At 47.7% G+C, this 22,612-nt stretch carries 11 protein-coding genes; 1 reads left to right on the top strand and 10 read right to left on the bottom strand.

The features are described 5' to 3' along the window. Nucleotides 1-107: 107 nt before the first annotated feature. The 9 genes from M3629_RS23600 to M3629_RS23560 all read right to left on the bottom strand — a co-directional run bounded on the left by M3629_RS23600 (nt 108) and on the right by M3629_RS23560 (nt 13,565). Nucleotides 108-1,685 (bottom strand): glycoside hydrolase family 43 protein, encoded by a 1,578-nt coding sequence (locus M3629_RS23600; RefSeq protein ID WP_251510812.1) that lies wholly within the window; start codon nt 1,683-1,685, stop codon nt 108-110. Then, the gene (locus tag M3629_RS23595; RefSeq protein WP_186375587.1) at nt 1,682-2,581 is read right to left on the bottom strand and encodes a carbohydrate ABC transporter permease; all 900 of its coding nucleotides are present in this window, start codon (nt 2,579-2,581) and stop codon (nt 1,682-1,684) included. Before M3629_RS23595 ends, M3629_RS23600 begins: the two co-directional genes overlap by 4 nt. 15 nt (nt 2,582-2,596) lie before the next feature. Further along, nucleotides 2,597-3,571 carry an ABC transporter permease gene (locus M3629_RS23590; protein WP_251510810.1) on the bottom strand — a complete coding sequence of 325 codons (975 nt, stop codon included), beginning with the start codon at nt 3,569-3,571 and terminating at the stop codon, nt 2,597-2,599. A gap of 312 nt (nt 3,572-3,883) precedes the next feature. Next, nucleotides 3,884-5,557, bottom strand: a complete 1,674-nt coding sequence (locus M3629_RS23585) for an extracellular solute-binding protein (RefSeq protein WP_251510808.1) — start codon at nt 5,555-5,557, stop codon at nt 3,884-3,886. A 152-nt stretch (nt 5,558-5,709) separates the two neighbouring features. After that, on the bottom strand, nt 5,710-7,314 hold the full coding sequence (locus tag M3629_RS23580; protein ID WP_251510806.1) for a response regulator transcription factor: 1,605 nt from the start codon (nt 7,312-7,314) through the stop codon (nt 5,710-5,712). A gap of 11 nt (nt 7,315-7,325) precedes the next feature. After that, nucleotides 7,326-9,128, bottom strand: a complete 1,803-nt coding sequence (locus M3629_RS23575) for a sensor histidine kinase (RefSeq protein WP_251510804.1) — start codon at nt 9,126-9,128, stop codon at nt 7,326-7,328. 81 nt (nt 9,129-9,209) lie between these two features. Further along, nucleotides 9,210-9,917: a DNA alkylation repair protein gene (locus M3629_RS23570; protein ID WP_251510802.1), complete on the bottom strand. Its 708-nt coding sequence runs from the start codon at nt 9,915-9,917 to the stop codon at nt 9,210-9,212. Nucleotides 9,918-10,356: 439 nt separating this feature from the next. After that, nucleotides 10,357-12,534, bottom strand: coding sequence for a 1,3-beta-galactosyl-N-acetylhexosamine phosphorylase (gene gnpA / locus M3629_RS23565; RefSeq protein WP_251510800.1), 2,178 nt, complete (start codon nt 12,532-12,534; stop codon nt 10,357-10,359). 2 nt (nt 12,535-12,536) lie between these two features. Next, entirely contained in the window at nt 12,537-13,565 is a 1,029-nt protein-coding gene (locus tag M3629_RS23560) for a glycoside hydrolase family 88/105 protein (protein ID WP_251510799.1), read from the bottom strand. Nucleotides 13,566-13,743: 178 nt separating this feature from the next. On the opposite strand from M3629_RS23560, the gene M3629_RS23555 reads away from it, so the two are divergent. Further along, complete coding sequence (locus M3629_RS23555) at nt 13,744-14,718, top strand: helix-turn-helix domain-containing protein (RefSeq protein ID WP_251510797.1); 975 nt, start codon at nt 13,744-13,746, stop codon at nt 14,716-14,718. Between the two features lie 158 nt (nt 14,719-14,876). On the opposite strand, the gene M3629_RS23550 is transcribed toward M3629_RS23555, so the two are convergent. Then, nucleotides 14,877-22,595 (bottom strand): S-layer homology domain-containing protein, encoded by a 7,719-nt coding sequence (locus tag M3629_RS23550; protein ID WP_251510795.1) that lies wholly within the window; start codon nt 22,593-22,595, stop codon nt 14,877-14,879. Nucleotides 22,596-22,612 lie beyond the last annotated feature (17 nt).

Below are 22,612 nucleotides of genomic sequence, written 5' to 3'. Positions count from 1 at the left end.
ATCTGCTGCTGGACTGAGCTTTCCTTTATTATGATGTGAACTTCGAGTGCTGTGTAGTTCCACTTCTAGCGCTAAACGTTGATATTCAACGATTCGCCCGTCACATATCAGTACGAGCCATATTCGAACCAGTCAAAGTCCGCCACCTGATCAGAAGACTTGCCATTGCTGCTACTAAACATACCGATACAGCACCCAACAAAACCACCAGCCACTTCCGTGCTCAAGCTGGTCGTATCCACTTGCCCTGCAACCAGATGATACTTACTTCCATCTGTACTGTAGTAGAAGCTGAGTTGCTGTCCTAGCGCCACCATTTTAATGTAAACACGCGGAGTTTCTCCATCCAGCACAACTTGGCCAACCTGTGATTCCTCACCACCAAGCCACGTCATTACCCGCAGCACCTGCTGCTCACCTTCACATGCACGTTCGATTCGCACGTGATACTGGTCATTCTGGATAACCACCAGACCCGCCGTCTCATATTCATGTTGCGGCACAAATTCCATCGCAGTCGCTGCAACATAATCCATATGCCGCTGCCGTACACAGACAAAGCTGGAATTCTCAAGTTCCTTCAATGTTTGCGGTTTCAGCTTCAAACGCAGGTAACCTTTGCGTTCAGTCAACGAGTACAGGTTCTCCTGAGGATTACGCAGGAACATCCACTGCAGGCCCAATTCATCATTGTCGAAATTTTCACAGCGCAGATCTGGTTCCACAGGTACTGCTGGCAGATTCAATACCCCCTGCTCCTCCAGTTTGCCCAGCCCTTGATTGACGACAGGCCAGCCATCTTCCCATTCCACTGAAGCAATGAATGTCTCACGACCAAGATTACTGAAAGCCCCACCATAGGGTCTGGAAGCCAACATCACCATGAACCATTGACCGTTAGGTGCCTGTACCAGGTCAGCATGTCCAACATTAATAACCGGATAATGCTTGCCCATATGACGATGCGTAATAATCGGATTATTCGGATTGCCGACGTAACCTTCGGTCAGACTGTTGCTACGTGCAATCGTAACCGCATGGTTCAGACCTGTGCCACCTTCGGCAATCATCAGGTAATAATACTCACCCATTTTGTACAGATGCGGTCCTTCCGGCCAAATCACATCTACCATCGCCCCACGCCACAGAACATAGCTGTCTCCGACCAGCTTCATGCTACCCAAATCCAGTTCACGAAGCCATACTTCCCAGTTTCCGTTGTAACGGACGCCTTCCGAGCAAGGCCGTGTACCTAAATAGTATGCTTTGCCGTCTTCATCGAAGAATATGGTTGGATCGATACCTTCTGCACCTTCAATAAAATAAGGATCAGACCATGGCCCAGCCGGATCGGTAGCGGTTACAACAAAGTTCCCGCCATGAGATACATTCGTTGTGATCATATAAAAGAGCCCATCATGATGCCGAAGCGTCGGTGCAAAGATCCCTTGCGAATGCCCTGCGCCCTCCAGATTAAGCTGAGACTCACGATCCAGCACATTGCCAATCTGTTTCCAATGAACCAGATCACGGCTGTGAAAGATCGGAACGCCAGGAAAATAGGCAAACGTGGATGTGACCAGATAAAAATCTTCCCCTACCCGGCAGACAGACGGATCTGGATAAAATCCTGGCATGATCGGATTGTTAAACGTGCATTGCTCGCCTTGATTAACATTGTTCATTCTTTTACCCCTCCAATGGTGAGTCCAGTGACAAAGTATTTTTGCAAGAATGGATAAAGCACGACAATAGGCATGGCTGTCACAATGGTGATGGCTGCCCGAATGGATACGGGGGTGACCATATTCGTCACATTTTTGTACTGATCCACATTGACCGTTCCCCCTTGTGACGTTGCCGAAGATAACAGCTTCATCAGTTCATATTGCAAGGTGGTCAAATTGCGGTTACCTGCCGTATAGAGCATGGAGTCAAACCAGGAGTTCCACTGACCTACAGCAATAAAGAGAGCCACCGTAGCCAGCACCGGCTTAGAGAGCGGAAGCACAATGCGCATAAAGATGCGGAAATCTCCTGCACCATCCATTTTCGCCGATTCAATCAGCCCTTCCGATAACCCCTGAATATAGGTACGGATGACAATCATGTTGAATACCCCGATCAGTCCGGGAATAATGTAAACCCAGAAGCTGTTCAGTAGCCCCACTTGTTTGATCAACATGTATCCAGGAATCAAGCCGCCGCTGAAATACATCGTAATCACAAAGAGTGTCGTTACAAACTTGTTGAACATGTATTCCTTACGGCTCAGTACATAAGCCAGCATGGCTGTACAGAAGAGCTGTACCACGGTTCCAATGACCGTTCTGGCAACTGAAATAAATGCCGCTTGGGTCAGATGTGGATTTTGGAACACGGAAACATAGTTTTGCAGCGTCCACTCTCTCGGCCAGAGATAGATTCCCCCGCGAATCGTATCCAGACCGTTATTGAAAGATACGGCAATGGTGTTTAAAAAAGGATATAACGTAACAACCATAACAAGCAACATAAATATGCCATTGGTAATCGAGAAAATAGAGTCACCCAGGCTTCGTTTTCCACTAATTCGATTCACAGCAGACCCTCCTTATCATATCAACCGCTCTTCCCCAAGAGATTTGGCAATCCCGTTGGCGATAAAGATGAGCACCAGACTGACCACACTTTTGAAGATTCCTGCCGCGGTGGCAAGTGAGTAGTTTCCAAGATTAATCCCGTATTTAAGGACAAAAATATCAATCGTCTCGGATACATCCTGCACCAGTCCGTTCCCCAGCAAATATTGAATCTCAAAGCCTGCATTCAGTACGTTACCCACGTTAATAATCAGCAGGATAATGATGGTTGGTTTGATGCTCGGCAGTGTGACATTCCACATTTTGCGGAAACGACCTGCTCCATCAATGGATGCTGCCTCATACAGACTTGGATTAATGGACGCCATGGATGCAAGATAAATAATCGTGCCCCAGCCGATCTCTTTCCACATACTGGACAGACCCACAATCCCCCAGAAATACTTGGGTTCGGCAAAAAAATTGATCGGTGCATCAATCAGCCCCAGCTTGGTCATCAGCACATTCACAATCCCGTTTTCCGTTGACAATACATTCGCAACAATGCCCGTTACGATGATCCATGATAGAAAGTGCGGAAGATAAGAAACAGTCTGCACGACACGTTTAAATAAAACCATCCTTAGTTCGTTGAGTAAGAGTGCCAGACCAATTGAACCGGCAAATCCAAGAAACAGACTAATCAGACTCATCGCCAGTGTGTTACGAATGACACGCAAGAAGGTCGGGTCTGTGAATAATGTTCGGAAATGATCCAGTCCCACCCAATCCTGCTCCATAAAACCAATGCCCGGTCTATAATTCTGAAAAGCCATTAGCCAGCCCCATAGAGGCCCATACGCAAAAATTGCAATAAACGCAATGAAGGGGAATGACATCCACATCAATTGGCGCTGACTTTTCATTCTGGACAAGTTATACCCGATCCAGCTTTTTCCCGAAGGAATATGACTGGTGTTGACCGAGGACTGCAACTCCTTTTTAGCCATGCTTTTCTCTCTCCTTGATTCCGAGTTTTATCTATATCATCCGAACCGGGATTCGGATGATTTCGAATCCATTCCTGTCCAATGGGTACACTCTATGTCTGGATTAAGAAAGGCTACAGGATATCCCATAGCCTCTCTGCCTTGACCTTAGCTATTACCTCCTGATACCGCTTCTCGTATTACTCTTCACACCACTTATCATGCTATTTGTCATATTTCTCTTACCGCAGTACTTTTCGTAAGGCTTATCGTATTGCTTATCTTGCTTCTTATCGTATAACCTGTCTCACTACTTGCATCTGTTTCACCTGTTTAACCCCACAGCTCTACACGTCTGCGCACCTCTTCCGTGAGTGCATCCTCATACGCTTTGATATCCGCACTTTCTTTCAGTGTGGATTGATATTCTTCCCACGCCTGATCGAACTCTGCCGGTGAAGTCATGATCACTTTAGGCAACCATTTGCGCTTCACATCGTCCATCTTCTGTCTGGCGATGGTTTCTGGTTTATTCGGTTCAAAATTGAACGTATAGATCGGGAACCAAGGTTCGTTCTCTTCTGCAGGCTCCAGGAAATCCGTAAATTTGGTGTATCCGTAAGCCTTGAGTACTTTTTTATCAATGTCATTCAAAGTGGCAAGGTATTCTTCAGGCTGTTCTTTCGGGTCCATCGCATTTTTACCGTCTGCTGTCATGCCTTCATGGTGAGGGAAATAGACCAGCGGGCTTCCGGTGTTGGCGAGTACCCAGTCCGGATCTTTCGAATTGGCGCGTTGCTCCTCGTTACGGGAGAATACACCTTTGTCATCCACCTGATAATCCACATCTTTCTGTCCCCACGTTCTCAGAACTTCCGTCTCTGGATCAAGCAGGTCGTTAATGTATTGAAGTGCTCCCTCCACATCCTTACAGCTCTTCGTGATCGCAAGTCCGCCGTTGACGTTCAGAATCGGCTTATGCTGATAACGGCCTTTTACATCTTCGGACAACGTAATGGACAGTGGTACATAGGTTCTTTCATACAGCTTTTGTTTGACCAGAGAAGCCTCTGCATCGAGGAACTGCCATCCCTGATCGACCATTCCCAGTACGCGTCCCGTTGAAATTTTGGAAATGTACTGATCGTAGTTGGCTGTGAACGTCTCGTTGTCAACAAGCCCTTTGTTGTAGACCTCATTGATCTTTTTAAAATAAGCCTTGGCTTCCGGAATCGTATTGTAGTTTTTCGCTGTTAACGTAGCCTTATCAACAATTGCGGCTCCTTCATTCGGATAGCCGGCCAGGAACAGCGGCGGGTTCTCCAAGGCGAAGTAACGCCAGTCGTAAGAAATGATCTCGAATCCGATGGTCGGCTGGCCGTTAATCGTTGGATTCGCCGCTTTGTACTTTTCGATCAAGTCGAAGTACTGATCCAGCGTTTTGATCGTTGGGTAGTTGGCCCATTCCAACACTGCTTTTTGAATCCAGAACGCTTCCCCATCATGGGATACTTTCATGGACTCACCCTGTAAATTTCCGAATTGCGGAATGAAGTAGATATGACCATCCGTTGAATTCTTCATTTTCTTCCAATTGTCACCAAGATAGTTTTTGATATTCGGATATTTGTCGATGTAGTCTTCAAGTGGCACAAGCGCACCCGCCGATACTAACTGCTGTGTACCATCACTTCCATCAATAAAGTCTGGATATTCACCACCTGCAATCATGACCCCGATCCGTTCTTTGGCGGTTTGACCGGTAAGCCAGTCCATCGTGACCCGCACACCTGTTTTTTCCTCAATAGCCTTCATCACCCGGTTATCATCAGGTGCGAGCTTGCCTGGTACAGCAAAAAATGCGGAAAACTGCTTCAGTTCCTTGCCGTCTGCCGTCTTTTCTTCCGATTTGGATCCCCCCGGTGTACAACCAGCGAGCACAACCGTAAACATCAACGTCAGCAGAATGAGCTGCCTTAATCTTTTTCTGACATCCTTTTTCATCATGACCCCTCCAGCGAAGTATGTTGAGAGACGCTCTTTAGAAAGCGCTTTCCAAAGGCTGATTTAAAATTATCATTGTTATCTGTCCTGCTCAACGGGACAAATTATAGACCTCATCCCAATAATTCCAGATATGCAAAAAATCCTGCTCCCCCTCAAGGTGTGCAGGATGATGAATCCGAAGTATGCATCGTTTGTGCCCTTTTTCGATACTGGGCAGGCGTCTCTCCCTTGATTTTCTCAAACCGGTTAATGAAATAATCGGAGTCCCGATATCCTACCTTCGTTGCGATCTCATAGACTCTATAATCCGTTCTGCGCAACAATCGAATGGCCTCGTCAATACGAATCTGATTCAGGTAATCACTGAAACTCACGCCGTAATGCTTTTTGAAAATCTGTCCGAGATATGCACTGTTCATGAAAAAATGCTCTCCGAGCAGCTTTAAGCTAATATTTTCCATATAATGCTCATGAATATACGCCTCGACTCGGCCCAGCACGCCCATTGCATTCCATTTCTGCCGCTCTTTCAGCTTCTCTGCACATGTGTACGAAAAGTCACTCAGATTCTCGATATTCTCTTCCATGGACAGCATGGCATAGTTCGTCTGCAAAAATGTGGACTGCATCCATTGCTCATCTGAATTCAGATCTGTATCGTCCCTGTTCACCAGTCCAAGCAACGTGTACGCCAAATAATGAAGATGAATGCCCACGATGCCCGGCTCGATCCGCTGCTCCAGAAAAAAATGAAAAATAGCCTGCGCATGACCGCGTATATCTTCGATCCGTTGCTCCTCGATTGCCTGAATTAGTCCGTCGAAGAGTTGCTTTTCCCGTCCAGCAGGTTGATTGGTGAATACGCTTGTATCCATATGCTCAAAATAATAAATCGGCCCATATGCGCTAAAGAAACGTAAACTTTTGATCTTACCGCAAGAATAATAGGACTCGTGCAGTTCCTCCAGCCTGTGCACTTCCTTGCCGACATAGATGGCTATGGATGCACCCTGTATCTGACTTAGCTCTGTATACAGCCTTGTGACGTATTGTTCCAGTGATAATGCCTCACGCTTCAGCAACAGGTCGGTCACAATATGCAGCACTCGGTTTTTCTCACCTGTAAAAGATTTCAGGACATAGCCTGCATGATTCTGATTAATATGGGCTTCCACGAGCAGACTTCCATCGTTCTGCTGTTGTTCTCGCTCCGATTCCGTTTCAATCATCAAGCATCGCAACTTCGTCGTTACATCCCCATATGAGACCTGGATACTGGCGAGTGTATCTTCATCTGCCGTTCCAAGCAAAATCGATTGTACCTGTTGAGTCATAACGATATGTTCCTGTTTTTCCTGATGCCGCTTTTCTTCTGTTCTTTCCATGAAAGCCTTGCGGAAGGCCTCCAGCACTTGCAACAACTCATCCTTCACGATCGGTTTAAGTATATAATCGTTCACCTGATATTTGATCGCTTGTTTGGCGTACTCAAACTCATAGAAACCGCTAAGTAACACCATCTTCATCTCGCCGCCGTATTGTTCATAGATGATTTTGGCAAGTTGCATGCCATCCATTTCCGGCATTTTAATGTCGGATATGACGAGGTCGGGCCGCATTCTACGGATACATTCGAGTGCCTGCACCCCATTAGAGGCCTGACCACAAACTTGAAACCCAAGTGAATTCCAATCGATCAGCAAAATCAGTCCTTGGCGAATAAATGGCTCATCGTCCACAATCAGCACGTTGATCATATTCTCGCTCCTTATCCCTGAGATGCTTGTACAAGCGGAATTTGTATGCGAATCGTAGTCCCCTTGTACCTTTCACTGTCAATGCTTACTTGCACACGTTCATCGAAATACATTCGAAGCCGAATATATGCATTCATCACTCCAATGCTGCTCAGTTCGCTAAGCCGTTCCAGACTCGGATCAAGCAACATCGTTCGAATGAGTTCCAGTTTGTCCTTCTCCATGCCAACTCCGGTATCTTGGATCACAATATGTAGTTGCTCGTTATACTTCTGGAATCTGACTTCCACGACTCCATCATTCAAGCCGCCTTCAATACCATGGATACAAGCATTTTCGACAAACGTTAACACGGTCAGCTTCGGAATCTTCATCTCCAATATCTCAGCATCGGTAACGTCAATAACGAACTGTAACTTCTCGCCAAACCGATATTGCTGGATCACCAGATAACTTTCGACAAAACGAATCTCATCTTGAATGCTTACGAGATCATTGCCCCAATTAATCGTTTGCCTGAGCAGCAATGCCAGCTTCTGAATGATATCAGAGGTCTCATGTTCATCCTTGATCAGACTCCGCATGCGAATGGTTTCTAGTGTATTAAACATAAAGTGTGGATTGACCTGACTCTGTAGCGCCTTTAATTCCGCCTGTTTCTTGGAAAGTTCAAGCGCCTGCCGTTCGACCTGTCCTTTAAATACGATCTCGATCAGATTCCTGATTTTGATGACCATCATATTGTAACTATGGGTTAAGCTACCGATCTCATCCTTTCCCGCAGGTTCTGCAATGACCTCGAATTGCTCCTGTTTAACTTGATCCAGATGCGTTGCAATTCGGCCTACCCTGTGAACAAGGGATCTGGAAATAAGCCAGATAAGTAGTGTTGGTACCAGCAGATTAACAATAATCAGCAGAAGCAGATTGAATCTGGAATCCACGATCTCCGTCAGAAAATCCAGCTTCTCTCCACGCACAATAATCTGCCAATTTTCCGATACGACAGGAATCGATTCTGTGGACTGTCCCTCATCCTTCGACATGCCAGACATGAGATGGAACGGCTTCCTTGCCTGATTCATCTGTGCATCATTGGAGAAAATAATCCGATCATTCGAAACGATATAGATTTTGCCGCCCGCTCCCTCATTTTTGAACGATTTGTTAATGAAGGCGTAGTCGAGATCTACCTTCAATACTTTCTCTACCTGTTGTTTCCCAAAATAATTGAGTTTACGTATTATGCTAACCTTACGGCCGCCTTGGTTTTGCGACATCTCTGCCTGCTGCTTGTCAAAATAGGAATAAATCATCATCTGGTCGTCTGTATTCATGAGCGCCTGATACCATTCACTTTTCCTTATGTCATCATTCAGCTTGATAAAGTTGCCGCCATTCACAAACGTATCGTTATCTACGTAAAACGTCACCTGATTCACTTGCTGATAGCTGTAATAATAGCGAACCAGATTGTTGCCGCTCAGCATATCATAATATGCAAAATAATAGTCTTCTTGATTGTTGTATTTGGACTCCATAAACCGATTCAGCGTAGCATCCGTATATAAAAAATTGGATACGTACAGGCTGTTATCCAGGCTGTTCCGCAGATTAAAGCGAATCCGTTGCTGCATTTCGTTGATCCGGCTCTGTTCTTTGGCTTCAATCTGTCCTTTGATGCTTTGATAAAATACCGCATTGGTCGCCACCACAGGAATCAGCACACAAAAAATAAACATTATGTATAACTTCGTTCTAAGACTCCAATCATCCAGTAACTGAATACGCTTACACTTTAAGTTGCGTTTCATGTCGTTGTTGTCTCCCCCACCCGTGTCATCCATTACCACCATTATAACGAGCCATGATGATAATGGAATACACGTTTCGGACTAACATCTTACATATTTGCGTTTAAAACCAAGCTGATTGCGGTCCAGTGCCTTTTGAATATTATCGGAAGCACTGATCTGCTTGCTTTTCGGCTTGTCCAGACCAACTTCAAGTGGCCCAACCCTTTTGGCCGTTTCCACCGCTAGCTCATGCAACGGAACATATGACATAGCGACAGTGTAGATAAATAGATTCATGGCTATTTTTGCACGTTCAGGCGCACTGTGTATCGTTTGTTCTACCTGCTCAAGCATCTGTCTAAGTTTACTTTCCTCAAACTCGTTATCTTTACGGCTACCTAAAAGCCAGCAATAACAACTCCATCCGCCGGACATTCGCAACTCTTCTCCGCTCGCAATCCAGGTGTCTGCAACTTCCTGGGCAATATCCGTCTCCGCTAAAGTTACAGCAACGATATAATCGGACACCATGTAGAAATACGCCGCATCCATCCAGCGATCAAAATCGGCGTGGGTCATCGCTTTCGGGTCAGCAATCACACCTGCAAAGTACATGGCATCATAGTTGCCTGTTGCATACAATTGCTCAGCAAGCGGCTGATTTTTCTTGATTTGCTTCGCCATCGGTTTCATCGCCCCTGTCGCAACTCCAAACAAGGGTTCATGCGCACCGTTAGATATATAGATCTTTTTTGTACGTTCTTTGCCCAGAGCCTCAAGCTCTTGCATAACCTCGTTTACATTCATGTGAGCAGCTCCTTTGGAAGGATTAAGTTTACACGGACACTCCGATGACAGAAAATCCTTCTAATCGCTGTTATCCCCAGATTTTTTTCGATTCCCTCTTTCAAGGAAAAAATCCGGTGATAAAGGCGACCGCTTCGCTTTTTCAGTTTTTTTCTGTCCTCTCCGTTAAAGTGTAAACTGAATCCGTTTAGTCCCATAGTAATTAAAATCAACTCGCGCTATACATAGCTTCAAGTTTTGACATAACTTTTTATTAGTCTAGCACATGAGGCCGTGTGTCCATACATGCAACATTTAATACTTAACGCAAAATGTGTTGGCGCCACAAAAAGCCCAAGACTTATAGCGTATGTGCTACAGGTCATGAGCTTTTTTTGTATCGGGACTAATCATTTTCACGATCGATTCAATGGGAGTACAATATGCAAAGTAGCTGATGTTACACCGATGCCTGCGCCCCAATTCGGGTGATGATGGTATCAAATGGAGCGATATCAAAGCTCTGCATCCCCTGCTCCGTGTCAATCGTCGTCTTCTGCGCCTGATCACTGTTGTTGATCACAACCAGCTTGCCGCTCTCGGGATAATACGCACACTCCGTATATACATTATCCGTAATATACTTATCGTTGTGTTGTTCATTACCGGCGAAACGGATCAGATTCAGCAGCAGTCTGGCATTCGACCAATTAAATTCAAACGAAGAGAGATAAATTCCTTTTCCTTTGCCAAAAGTATGTACAGTCAGCGCAAGGTTCCCTTCCGTTTCCAGCACCACCTCGGCCGTTCCATCGGTCAGATAACGATGCGGTTTGCCTTTCACTGTTGCACCTTCTGGCACAAGCTCATGCCGATCCTGCACATCATAGGCCCATTTTCCATGCACTACACGCGCACCTGTATCCTCATCCACCCCAAGCACATGAGCCATTCGGAAAAAGGTATCATAACCTTCCACAGCCGACGGCTGGTTGATGCCAATAAATGTGCCTCCTTCGTGCACCCAACGGGTGAGCTGATCCACACAAGCCGTGTCATTCCAGTGCTCACCACCGCTCCATGCAGAACCGGCTCTTCCAGCATTAATGACGACATCCACCTCGTTCAGCACGCCTTGGCGAATATCTTCAAAATCAATAAAGCGTACATCAACCGGCAACCCGGCTAACGCCTCATTCACATGAATCAAGTCATGCATGTAAGTCTCATGAAAATGTCCCGACAACGTCCAGGATCTCAATCGGCCCCAGCTATGAAGCACAGCCACACGCGTTTGAAGCTGCGCAGGTTTACCTGCCTGGTGCAATGCTTTGATCTCCCTGAACTCATCTGCGACCTTCTCGATATATTCCACAAAATCAGGATAAGGCTCTACCAAATGCAGGTATCCGCCCAGGCCAATCCGGTCGATTTTCTCGCGCAACAACGCGCGCCGGATGTTAATCCAGTAGTTTTTGGCATCAAGCGTTGGGTTCCCTTCCTCCTTGAAGGTAGGTAATCCACCTAACCCGACAGGGAACAGATAAGGATGCAAGCGAATTTCATGTGTTTCAGCCTTGACGCGTGAACACATTCTGGCCTCATAGCCAGAGAACACACATTTGATCATGCCATCGAAGCCGAACTCTTCAAAGCGGTCGTTGTACGGCTCCATGCCCACCCAGCTGTCATCATAGAAAACATAAGCCAGCTTGCCATGGCGATGCACGATATCAATCAATTTTTTGCCAAAATCAATGACAAAATCATTGATAAATGCCATCCAGTCCAGCTTTCGCTGCCCCGCAGGCATATGGCTGACCTGGTACTTTCCGCCATTCACAAAATCCTCTGCTGTGAGTGCGTAGCCATATTTTTCAGCAAATAAATCAAGCCCTCTTGAACTCACCGTGAAATCGTAAGAGCCCCAATCCGAGAACAGATGGCGGTTACGCTCATCACTGCCCCAAATCCAGGCAAAATTATAGAAGAGCGACGTGAATCGAACAACCGTTGTTTCGGGGTGAGCAAGGCACCATTTTTCCATCCAATCCAGCAGATAGGCCTGCGTGTCCGCATAGATCGGGTCGATCTGCATCAGATGCTCCTTGTCCCAGTTGTTCGTTGTGTGATTATACATAGAAATTTCTTCCCAGATGCGATAGACCATGAAACTTACCGTGTATTTATGCCAAGGGGCGATGCCCGTAATGACCACGTTGCCGGATTCCCTTTCGTAATTCCACTGTGTCTTCGGCACTTCCTGCCCCGTCGTCCTGTCAACTACCTGCCAATACTTTAACGCTTCCTTCGAATCGTTCACCTTGAATTGTTCGGCAAAAAAGTCCTCCATCAAATAGATGGAGACATAATCCTGCACGGCCACCTTCGGCTGGGTAATCAGAAAACATTGCTGGAGCTTATCCTGGTTCATGGATGCCCACTCATTATGATCCCGTATGATACAGATCGTCGAATAAATACCGTATCCGGCCTGAGTGATCTCACCCGACAACGTTGTCCCGTCACTGTCCCTTATGACATCAGCTCCCCACCGCTCAGCCAGCTCCAGGGTCAACGCTTCATAACCGGCTTCTCCCGGTAACGTGAAAGCGCCTTTGGTTGATTTCGGCAACATGTTCACTCTCCTTGTCGCAGCATATCCGACAGAAATGCCAGTGCCAGTCCCTGACCCCAGCCTTGAATCCAATCTTTCGGAATGTTGCGGTATCCATCGCGATCCTTCATCACAGCCGTTCCGCCGGATACGCCTAACACACGCCCGTCTGCACTGATATTGCTCAAGACGCCTTGCAGCGCTTTTTGCACATATTTCGAATGCAATGGGTTGCCGTTATTAATCATCGCTGCTGCAATACCGCACGATGCAGATACTTCATCATAAGATTCCGCATCATCCAGCACAGTACGCCATAAGCCATCTTCCGTCTGCAGCAACTTGAGAGCCGCAAGTTGATCGCGCAAAGAACATTCAACGTCCATACATTGCGGATACAAGTACCACTCTTTGAGCTGTGGTTTCACCTGTGACATTGTATAAGCCCCCCACGCATTTGCCCTTCCCCAATAAAAGCCTGACATATGATCCTTGTTTACGTTGTTATAACCGTGATACCACAGACCGGTGCTCGGATCTTGAAGGTATTTGATATGCCAGTAATACTGATTCAGCGCATCCTGGATCATCGCTTCATCCTTCAGCTTACTGCCCACCCGCAACAAGAAAAATGCAGCCATAAACAGTGTATCTGCCCAGGCTTGTTCGGGAAAATCATTGGAAGTCGATACGGTATGCTGTAACACCCGATCACCGAAGCGAAGCGCATGATTCTGCAAATAATCCACTTTGCTCATCGCGATATCCCAATATTTCTGATCGCCCGTCTCTTCGTATAACGTGATTAGCACATGCCCCATCGCACACGTATTCACGGTCCAGCTTGGCAAGCCAAGTTCTATATATTCATCCGCCCACTTCACAAGCCTGTCCAGAATCTCCGAATCACCTGTCGACTGGTAAGCTCTCGATACTCCGTAATAAGCTACGCCGCAGGGCCAATCCCATGTTAAATCCATATCCAGTGTTTTTCTCGTTACGTTTTGAAGAACGTTTAAAATTTGTTCACGGTCGTATTTCACTTGCAGCATTGTAATTTCCCCTCTCCTGCGCACACTCCTTAAATTGAGTTTAAGAAGTGACCGTCCTGTGATGTAAACGCTTTACTTATTTCATTGTACGCAGTAAAATAGTCTGCATCTAAGCATATTCGTAACAAAACTGCGCAATTTCGATCATTTATAATCCGACGAATAGGAGCAGCCGGACATGCCCAAACCGAAAAAACCTGTCATTGAATACCGCCATTACAGCCTGCCCATAGACTTTCCTGTTCTGCTACTCAGCGGGGAGCGCTGGAAAATCTCTGATATGAAGAGTGAACACCTTCATTTCCATAATCATATGGAGATTGGCATCTGTTATTCCGATGGAGGTGTCATGGAGATCAAAGGAGAAAACGTGCCTTTCCGAGCTGGAGATGTTACATTCTTGCCTCGTTATCTGCCCCATACGACATACAGTTCACCTAATACGTCAAGCAAGTGGGCCTATCTCTTTTTCTCGCCAGAGGAACTGTTCCAGCATTCATTAAAAACACCGCAGATTAACATGGAGCCCAATCTTCGAGCCATTCAGGCAAGCCGATGTGTGTTACATAAAGATCAATATCCGAAGGTATATATGTTGGCGACATCGATTGTGGAGGAAATACAGCGGCAAACCCCATTCTATCGAGAGAGTGCATATGGACTGTTAATGTCGCTGTATATTGAGTTACTACGCATTCATGCCATTGATGAGAACGGGCTTAGTCGAGAGCAGAAGCTGGAGCGAGAACAGAAGCGTGAACCGGAAAGGCAGAGCCGTCAGCCTGATCTCGTTATATCCCCTGCTCTGGAATATATCACGAGGAATTATATGATGCCTGTGACGATTGACGAGCTTGCAGAACTGTGTCATCTAAGCACCACCCATTTTCGCCGCAAGTTCCATGAGATTATGGGCACGACCCCTCTTGATTTCCTAAACAGTACACGGGTGGAAGAGGCATGCAAACGATTAAAAAGTACCGATGCCTCCGTGCTCTCGATCTCCGAACAAGTCGGGTTCAGGTCCATTTCCAGCTTCAACCGCTGCTTCGCCAGATTAATAGGTGAGTCTCCGAAGGCTTGGCGTACAGGCGCTCACATGGAAGCCCGATCAGCCAAAGCCTCTATTTTGGCATTTACAGGCTGGGTCTAAACCACATAAAAAAATCCCGAAAGTCATTAGAGACTTCCGGGATTTTTGATTCGTCCTTATTACCAATTAATCATTTTTCACATAACTTATTTCTGTCTCTTACAGCATGCTCTCATTGCTTCTTGCTACGTTCAATATCGAAGAAGTACAGGAGCTGTTTACATCAAGTCCAGTTCTACAAGTAATCTGCGTACAAGGGTTGCCATCTCGGCACGGGTTACCGGAGCCTTCGGCTCAAGCTCCGTTGCCGATTTGCCTTGAATGAGTCCCAGCTTCACGGCTTGCGCGGCACTGTCTTTGGCCCATCCAGACAAGTTGGATACATCCGTGTACCCTTCAAGTGCGCTGACAGCACTGCTTGCTGCCGGTGCTGTATGTCCTGCCATCTCATAGGCACGTATCAGCATCACCATCACTTGCTCGCGTGTCATCACATCCTGTGGCCCAAACCGGTTACTACTATATCCTGTCATCAGGCCGTAGGTTGTCGCCGTTGTCACCACATCGTTATACCAGTCCTTCACATGTACGTCTGTGAATGGAACAACCGCACCCTGAGCCGCATCCACACCCGGCTTCAGACCGAATGCTCTTACCATCAGTGCTGCAAGTTCGGCACGTGTCATGCTGCGTGCAGGCTCGAAATTTGTAGCGGATACCCCGTTCACCACCAGACGTGATGCCAGATCATTTACAGCCTCAGCTGCCCAGTGATTTTTCATATCACGGAACGACGCTTCATAATGAACAGGCAGATACACACTGTTAGTCATACTGCTTGCCATCGCAATCATACGTCCTTCTTTGACTTCAAAACGCGTCGGTACATGACGCAGACTGCCGTCCGCTTCAAGTACAACAACTGTGGAAACCGAACGCTCATCCTCACCCTGAGGCAAATTCAGTTCTTTCGTTGTCATGCTCAAAAGCTTGTTAATTTCAACGGTTTTGCTTCCATCACTTGCAATCATATCAAAGGCTACAGGCGTTCCTCTCGGTACGATGCGACCTTCCTTCGCCAGTTTGGCAGCTTGTTGTTCATAGATCGCTTCAGGCTTCCCAACATTCATACTAACTTTGATATCCTCGGCTTTCTGCCCAGGGAATGATGCTTCCAGTGCCTTCACATCGAGTGATTTCCAGTTCAGTCGATAGCTGCCCCAATCGCTCTCCAGATCCATCGCAATGTTTTTGGCAGCGAGCTGTTTAATCAGGTCGGCATCGAGATCAAAACGCAGCTTCTCCATCTGACCCGTTACATGCAGACGAATTCGCTGATCTTGCTTCGCAGCTTCCAATAAAGCCTCCCTTACTGGATGAGCAAGAACCGTTGGACCGTTAGCTCCTGGGGTAACGTCCACCAGCAGCAAACCTTCTTGCTTCACCCCATTCAGTTCCAGTGGAGCCTTGAGGTCACGGCCTGCGGCTTTACTGTCGATCACGATGCCACCCACGGTTAACGGGCCTGAAGGTATATTGGATGCAGGTGGTTTATGATTCCCTGTTGGCGTTACATCTGCATCCGCCGAGATTCGTTCATTGACTTTCACAGCTGCGGAAGCTGCCGTGACAAGCTTAGGTTCTTTGACCGTACGTTTGGCGATGACCACCCATTCGCCTGGTTTGGCTTTGATGATTTTATCGGCAGGCAATGTGCTCCACCCGCTGATATCCTGCTCAAACGTAGGCAGCATCACCTGTGTTTGACTCGTAAAGATACGGTACGCCAGTTCACTGCCAGCCATGTTCCCTTTGTGTCCGGCTGCGCTGATCGCCACACGTGTCTCTCCTTTTTTGCCTGTGCCAATCGTTGATGCTTTAATCGTATCCATGTAATTCGGTGGTGCCGTTCCCGTCTTCGGTGCCTCGACAGAGACCACATCCATGGTGCTCAGTTCGGTACCCTGCCAGTTATAATCTGCCTGGATCAGTGCAGCCCCGACACGTTTACCGGTGATCATTCCACCCTGTTCCAAGATTGCATTCGCGTCCCCGTTAATGATGCTATATGTCATTTTGCTGCTGTCTACAAGCTCGCGTGTGCCATCTGTGTACTCCACATAGGTCTGAACCGGTGCTTGCTCTCCGCCTGCAACAAGTCCTTCAGGCACCATCATTTTCAATCTGCGTGGCAGTTTGAAATCTCCGTTCAACACCTCAACGACGGCTGAGTTGACATTGCCAGCAGCATCCTCCGTTTTGATCCGTAAACGGGTTTTCAAACGACTGCTGTCCAATGGAACTTCATGTTTGAAATCTCCATTTTCGTCAGGCTTGAACTGTGCCAATGTTTTGTCAGTATCCGCGTCCGTTACGGTAATCTGGGCATCGGTCATCGTCGTACCTTGCACGAGCGCTGCGCCGCCCTGTGCACGCGCACCTTGCGAAGGTGAATCCAGATAGATCATTGGGGCCGTGGTATCCACGGTGATATATAACATCGTTACCGATATGTCCCCTGTACTGGTGTTTCTCGCCTTGAGCTGGACGGCATACAAGCCATCCACTGCAAAGTTAAACTGCATCTTGTCCGTCGTGCTCAGGTTGTACGTTCCCAGCACGCCATCATCTGTAGAAGCCTCTACAACCACGTTAGGTTGATTGGCAGCCGCGCTCACGGTTACTTCATTTGAACCGGTCACTACTTCTACTTTGTTATTCACCACTTGTGTATTGTTCAATGAGAGAACCGGTCCTGTCGGTACAGGCAAAAGTTTTCCATCACTGTACGTCGTAGTGGACAGATGCAGGTTGCCTTTGTCATCCGAGGCAGGTTTACGCGCAACCGTAACGCCCATGCGATACGTTTTACCCGGCTCCAGTCCGGAATGACGAACGCTCTTATCTTCCGTCTTATTCGCGTCATCATCCATCACAATGGTACCGTCTGCATTGCGGAGCACCTTGCCATCCGGTCCCAGTTTAGGTGTACCCAGTGCATTCCAGCCACCGACAGTCACATGATATTTGCCATCCTTCAGCGAAGCTTTCAAATCGGATTCATTGTAGCCTTCCTCACCAAACGGGTCATACAATTGTCCTTGTTCATCCGATGCAGTCACGATATACGTAAACTCGTCGGCTTCTTCCGCAGCAGTTTTAGACATTGCCGGGAAAGCAAGCTCGAACATGCCGTTACCAATGCTTTTCGTTTCTACAGATGGCACGGCCACCGGGGCCAGTGGATCGACAAGCATGTAGGCCTCTTCAGACGACAGGACAGAGAACGCCATATCCGTCTTAAGCTCGGTTCGCAAATAATATTTACCTTGTTGCAGCAAACCGCGAAGATCGGCTCCGCCCAAATAAGGGATTTTCTTCACGTCAAAGGTCATCTCACCAGAGGCACGGCCATCTGCATCAATGTCAGCACTCTCGATTTCAATGCCTTTGGCGATCATGATGCCCGGATCAACCTTCTCATCCGGTGTCACTGCGGCTTGCAAACGGTCAGAAGATAGATACAGATCCACAGTATCACCTGCTGAAGCCTTATCCACCGTCCAGTGCGCTGTGAATTGATCCGCATCTTGCGGATTCATTTCCAAAGCCGTGGAACTCAGTTCCGGGAGTACCGGAATGTTCATCAGCTTGGATTTGACGGACTGACTGGAGGTTAGTGTCCAGCTGCCTGTTTTTGCATCCTCTTGCGGAATCGCAATATAAACGCGGCGCACGTCCGTGCTTTGTTGTTCTTCCTTCTTGGTTACGGTTGTGCCGTCACCCTTGAGATCACCTTCTTTTGGAGCTTTGATGATCTGTTCAAATGCGGTTGCATTTTTGTCTGTTGCTTCACCAAATACGATGTTGTACGTACTTCCGTCAGCCCGTTTCAGGGCTAGCGTTGGTCTGGTCGTAGTAAAATACTCCACTTCCAGCAAGGCATCCCCTGTTACTCCGTTCATTGGGATAACATGAGTCTTGCCTCCATTGGAAGTACGGATGCCGCCAATACCAAGGTTCTGGGAGCTATCTTCGATCATATCGATGCCGTCTTCAATGGCAGTATATCGAATCTCATAATGCTCAGGCTCTTCATTTTCCCATGAAGTTGCCAGCGTTTTAATGCCGGTACCGATCTGTAACAGACGTGGCCCCTGCTCTGGGTCGTTAATCGCCAGATGTGCGAGTGCTTCGTTGTCCAAGGCTGAGCCATCCGTCATAAACGATATTCCGCCGCCCCAATAATACTTGATGCCCAGCGTCAGGAACAACAGCGAGATGCCTGCCCACAACTGGTCGTTGTTAGCTCCCGCCCGGACACCAAAGCCCATGCCGCCGACAACCGGCACCGAACGTGGCACCTGTATTTTGGAACTGACCATGCCTTCAAAATCAACACGGCCCTTTTCCAGATTCTCACCGATAAACAGACTGGCACTACCCACAATTACATCCCAGCCGCCGACATCAATCTGCGCACGGGCACGAATAAACATCGGACTCACCCACTGTGTCTGGATCAGCGCTTCAGTCAACATTGGAATCACTTTGCTGCCTTCGCCAAAACCCAGTTTGCCGACTACTTTGAAACCTGTTGCTTTCAAGGTCAGGTCCACGCTACCCGAGAAAACGGCAGGTTTCTGACCAATCTCCATGTCGATGCCTGCTTCAAGGGTGAGCGGCAAACGCTCTGTCCCGCCAGCGATGGTCATCGCAAGTTCACGAACCGCTCCGCGCAAACTTGAGATTTTCGTAGCGGGATTAATACGAATTCCCGGATCAGGAAGGTCTGATCCAAACGCAATGACGTCAGGAATAATCCGTCCATCCGGAACACGCTTGAAAGCAAGCTCTGCACTGATCGAGAACAAGTTCTCCAGCTTGGCTTCAAAGTTAACCCCGTAGGAGTTCATCACACCGTATTTATTCGGGTCTTTATAATGCGTAACATCGATGCCGCCTTTGATGCTGTCTTCCGAGCCTGGCTTGAACAAACCAATGCTGTTATCCAGTTGGAACTTCAATGCGGATTCGATCCCTACAAACCCCGATTTGTTGAACATGACGTTCTTCACTTCACCATCGACGATAAACATTTTTATCGCACCGCCAAAAGAAACGCCATCCTGTCTCAATATGAAATCATTCAGCTTCAAGCCAAACCCGTTCAGCGAGAAGGATGGCGTGGTGAACAACGTATGTTTATTAAAATATACATACGATACAAGCAGTGTGCGATAAGGATTGAGCGCATCACCGATCATACCGTTCGCCCACGTCAACGTGCCGTTCAGCGTCGGGTCTTCCGGGTTACGCCCCTCTTCCCATGCTTGCTCTTCTTCGCTCAATTTCGATTCGGTTCCAAGCGACTTGTCGAATCCGTTATAGAAATCGACTGTCCATTCACCGGAATGAAAGACAAAACCGCTGTTCGCCACACTTAACGTGCCGTCTCCGCCTACGAAGAGAGCCTGCAAGAACGGCGTGTCCGTATTCCCTCTCAGCCGATCAGCAAGCGGGAATTTCCCGGTGGAGATCGTCAGATCTTTACCTTTGTAGGCAACACTTTGGTTCAAAATTGCCGGTTCGGTATCCGATTGAACGGTGTATTGGGCGTTCGCCCCCGTACCGGACTGCACGATTTTACCGCGCACTTCGAGCACAACTTCCTGCTCTGCATCTTCGTCCAGTCCATCTTTGAACGTTTCGAACGCTTTCTCATCCTCAAACGTTTCCACTGCATATACGGGTGTTCCTGATGCATCCAATGCTCCAGCAATATCCAGCGCAGGGTCAAGTTTGCGTGAAGCAGCGACCATCTCCTGTTTCGCTGCCACAAACCTTGCTCTGTCCTGATCAAGTCTGGTTTTGAACTGTGCATCCGTCAGATTGCCATATGTCCATGGCAGCACATCTGCAAAAGCTGCTTTGTCACGCGCAACTGCGCTCAAATCCAGTTTGGTTTTATATACAGCGAGAATGCCTGCCTGACGAACCCGATTCTCTTCGTTGTCCGTTACAGCAAACGTCTGACTTGTTGTGAAGCTGAGTGCTTCCGCCAGCTCGGGGATCGTTTTGTCCTTGTAATCGAGCTGTACAGTGTACTCCCCAAGCGGGAGAACGGAATCATGCAGTACTTCCAGTGTTGTACCATCTGGATTCACCTTTTCACCACCGCGATAGATCAGCTTGATATCTCCAGCAAATCCATTTCCGAGCGGTTGGGTTGTCACGGAGCGGGTCACTGGAACCTTGTAACGATCCCCGTTCTTCACATTGACAAGATACATATCAAAATTAGCTGCGGACGATGTCGCTGCGTTACCGACATTGTATGCCGCAATGTTGGACACATTCAGCGTGATGTACTTCTCATCCTTACTGAACGTTTCCTCCGGTGACAGAGCGTACACCAGCGTTTTGCGAAGCTCGCCAACGGGTGGCAGGAAAATAAAACCGGCTCTCGACGATTCATAGATTGCACGAATATCCGCTTCAGGAAGCCCCTTGCTCTCACTGATCGTTGTCTCCAGCTTTTTCTCCGTTTCGGGGCTGTTCACGGTCACCATGTATTGGCGTGTTGAAGGCCAGGCTTTGCCCGTTCCCTTTACCCGCCACTTGGCCGCAACCACTTCGCCCGGTTTATATGGTATAAACTCCACGCCTTGCGCAGCTTGCTCTGGCGGAACGTCTTTGCGGAACGTGAGCTTCTGGCTTCGTGTGTTCAGTTCCTTGCCATCCTCATCCACAAAGTTCAAACCGTTCTCCAGGGTCAACGTAACATCAATCTGGCTATGGTTCATGCTGAACATTTCCAGATTCTCGATCTCGGTGTTGACTTCAAACACACCATCACGCACGTAACCTGTCTCATCCTCGTTGGTCTCCAGCTTCTGTGTTGGATCAAGGAATCGTACGTCGAACACTTTCTCCGGCGATACGATCTCGCCCAATCCGTACACAAGCTCATAGGTGTGCTGACCGCCCGCTTGTACCGCATCAGGTTCCCAATAATAAGCTACAGCTGTATCAGCTGTGCCATATTTATTCGTATCCTGGGTATAATCCAAATTCTCGTCGGGTTCATAATCCCATTTCGTGCCGGCTAGATTAGCCCAATGTCCAACGATCATCTCGTCAACAATGTTGATGCCGCCCTCAAACAAGTTGTTGAAACCGTAGGCAATCACGTTCGTTGCAGACGGATTACCCGGTTCCAGCTTGTCTCGCATAACCCAGTAGGCTGGCAGTTTGTGCAGGTTATAGGCCTGCTCGTCCATGTTTTTGTTATACCCAAGCGTCTCCGGCTCATGAACCAGCTTACGCTCTACCGTCAGCGGAACCGAGTAGTTCTGCCCAATCTGAAAAGCCGGTCCGTCATTGCCGCCAACCGATGTGTCGAGCAATACACGCGAGCCGATTTCCACTTTGGCATTCGTTGTATTTTCCACAACGTACTGGACACGTGCGTTACCGCCCTGATCCTTGTCTTCTTTCAGCAACAAGGTAATAATCTGGCTAATCCGAATCCCTTGTACGGTCCACACGGTAACGACACTTTGTGTACCATCATTTCCTGTAACAACCTTCGGAGGAATTACCTCCGAGGTCCAGTTCGGTGCCATTTTATAGGGATTTCCGAAGATCAAATCAACTCCGTTAATCTTAAACGTAGTAAATGAGGTCTCCGGATTATCTCCACCAAAGATCATGTCTACTCCGTTGTCTTTTTTACGGATAGGTTGTCCGTCTTCCGTACGGATACTGAAGCGGCCACTTGCATTATCCACGGTTACTTTAATAAATCCGTTCTTGATCGATGTTGTTCCCGCAGCAGAAACCGCAGCGGCAGCAATATGGAGCGGCAACATGCTGATCAACATTACTGCAGCCATCATCGCCGCAATCATCCGTATGATATTCTTCCGTCGCATGGGTGAACCCCTTCCGT

The organism is Paenibacillus polysaccharolyticus (assembly GCF_023714295.1).
In the GTDB taxonomy this organism is placed as follows: Bacteria; Bacillota; Bacilli; order Paenibacillales; family Paenibacillaceae; genus Paenibacillus; species Paenibacillus polysaccharolyticus_A.
Note: the sequence above shows the minus strand (reverse complement) of the source record. Positions and strands in the feature narration are given on the sequence as shown.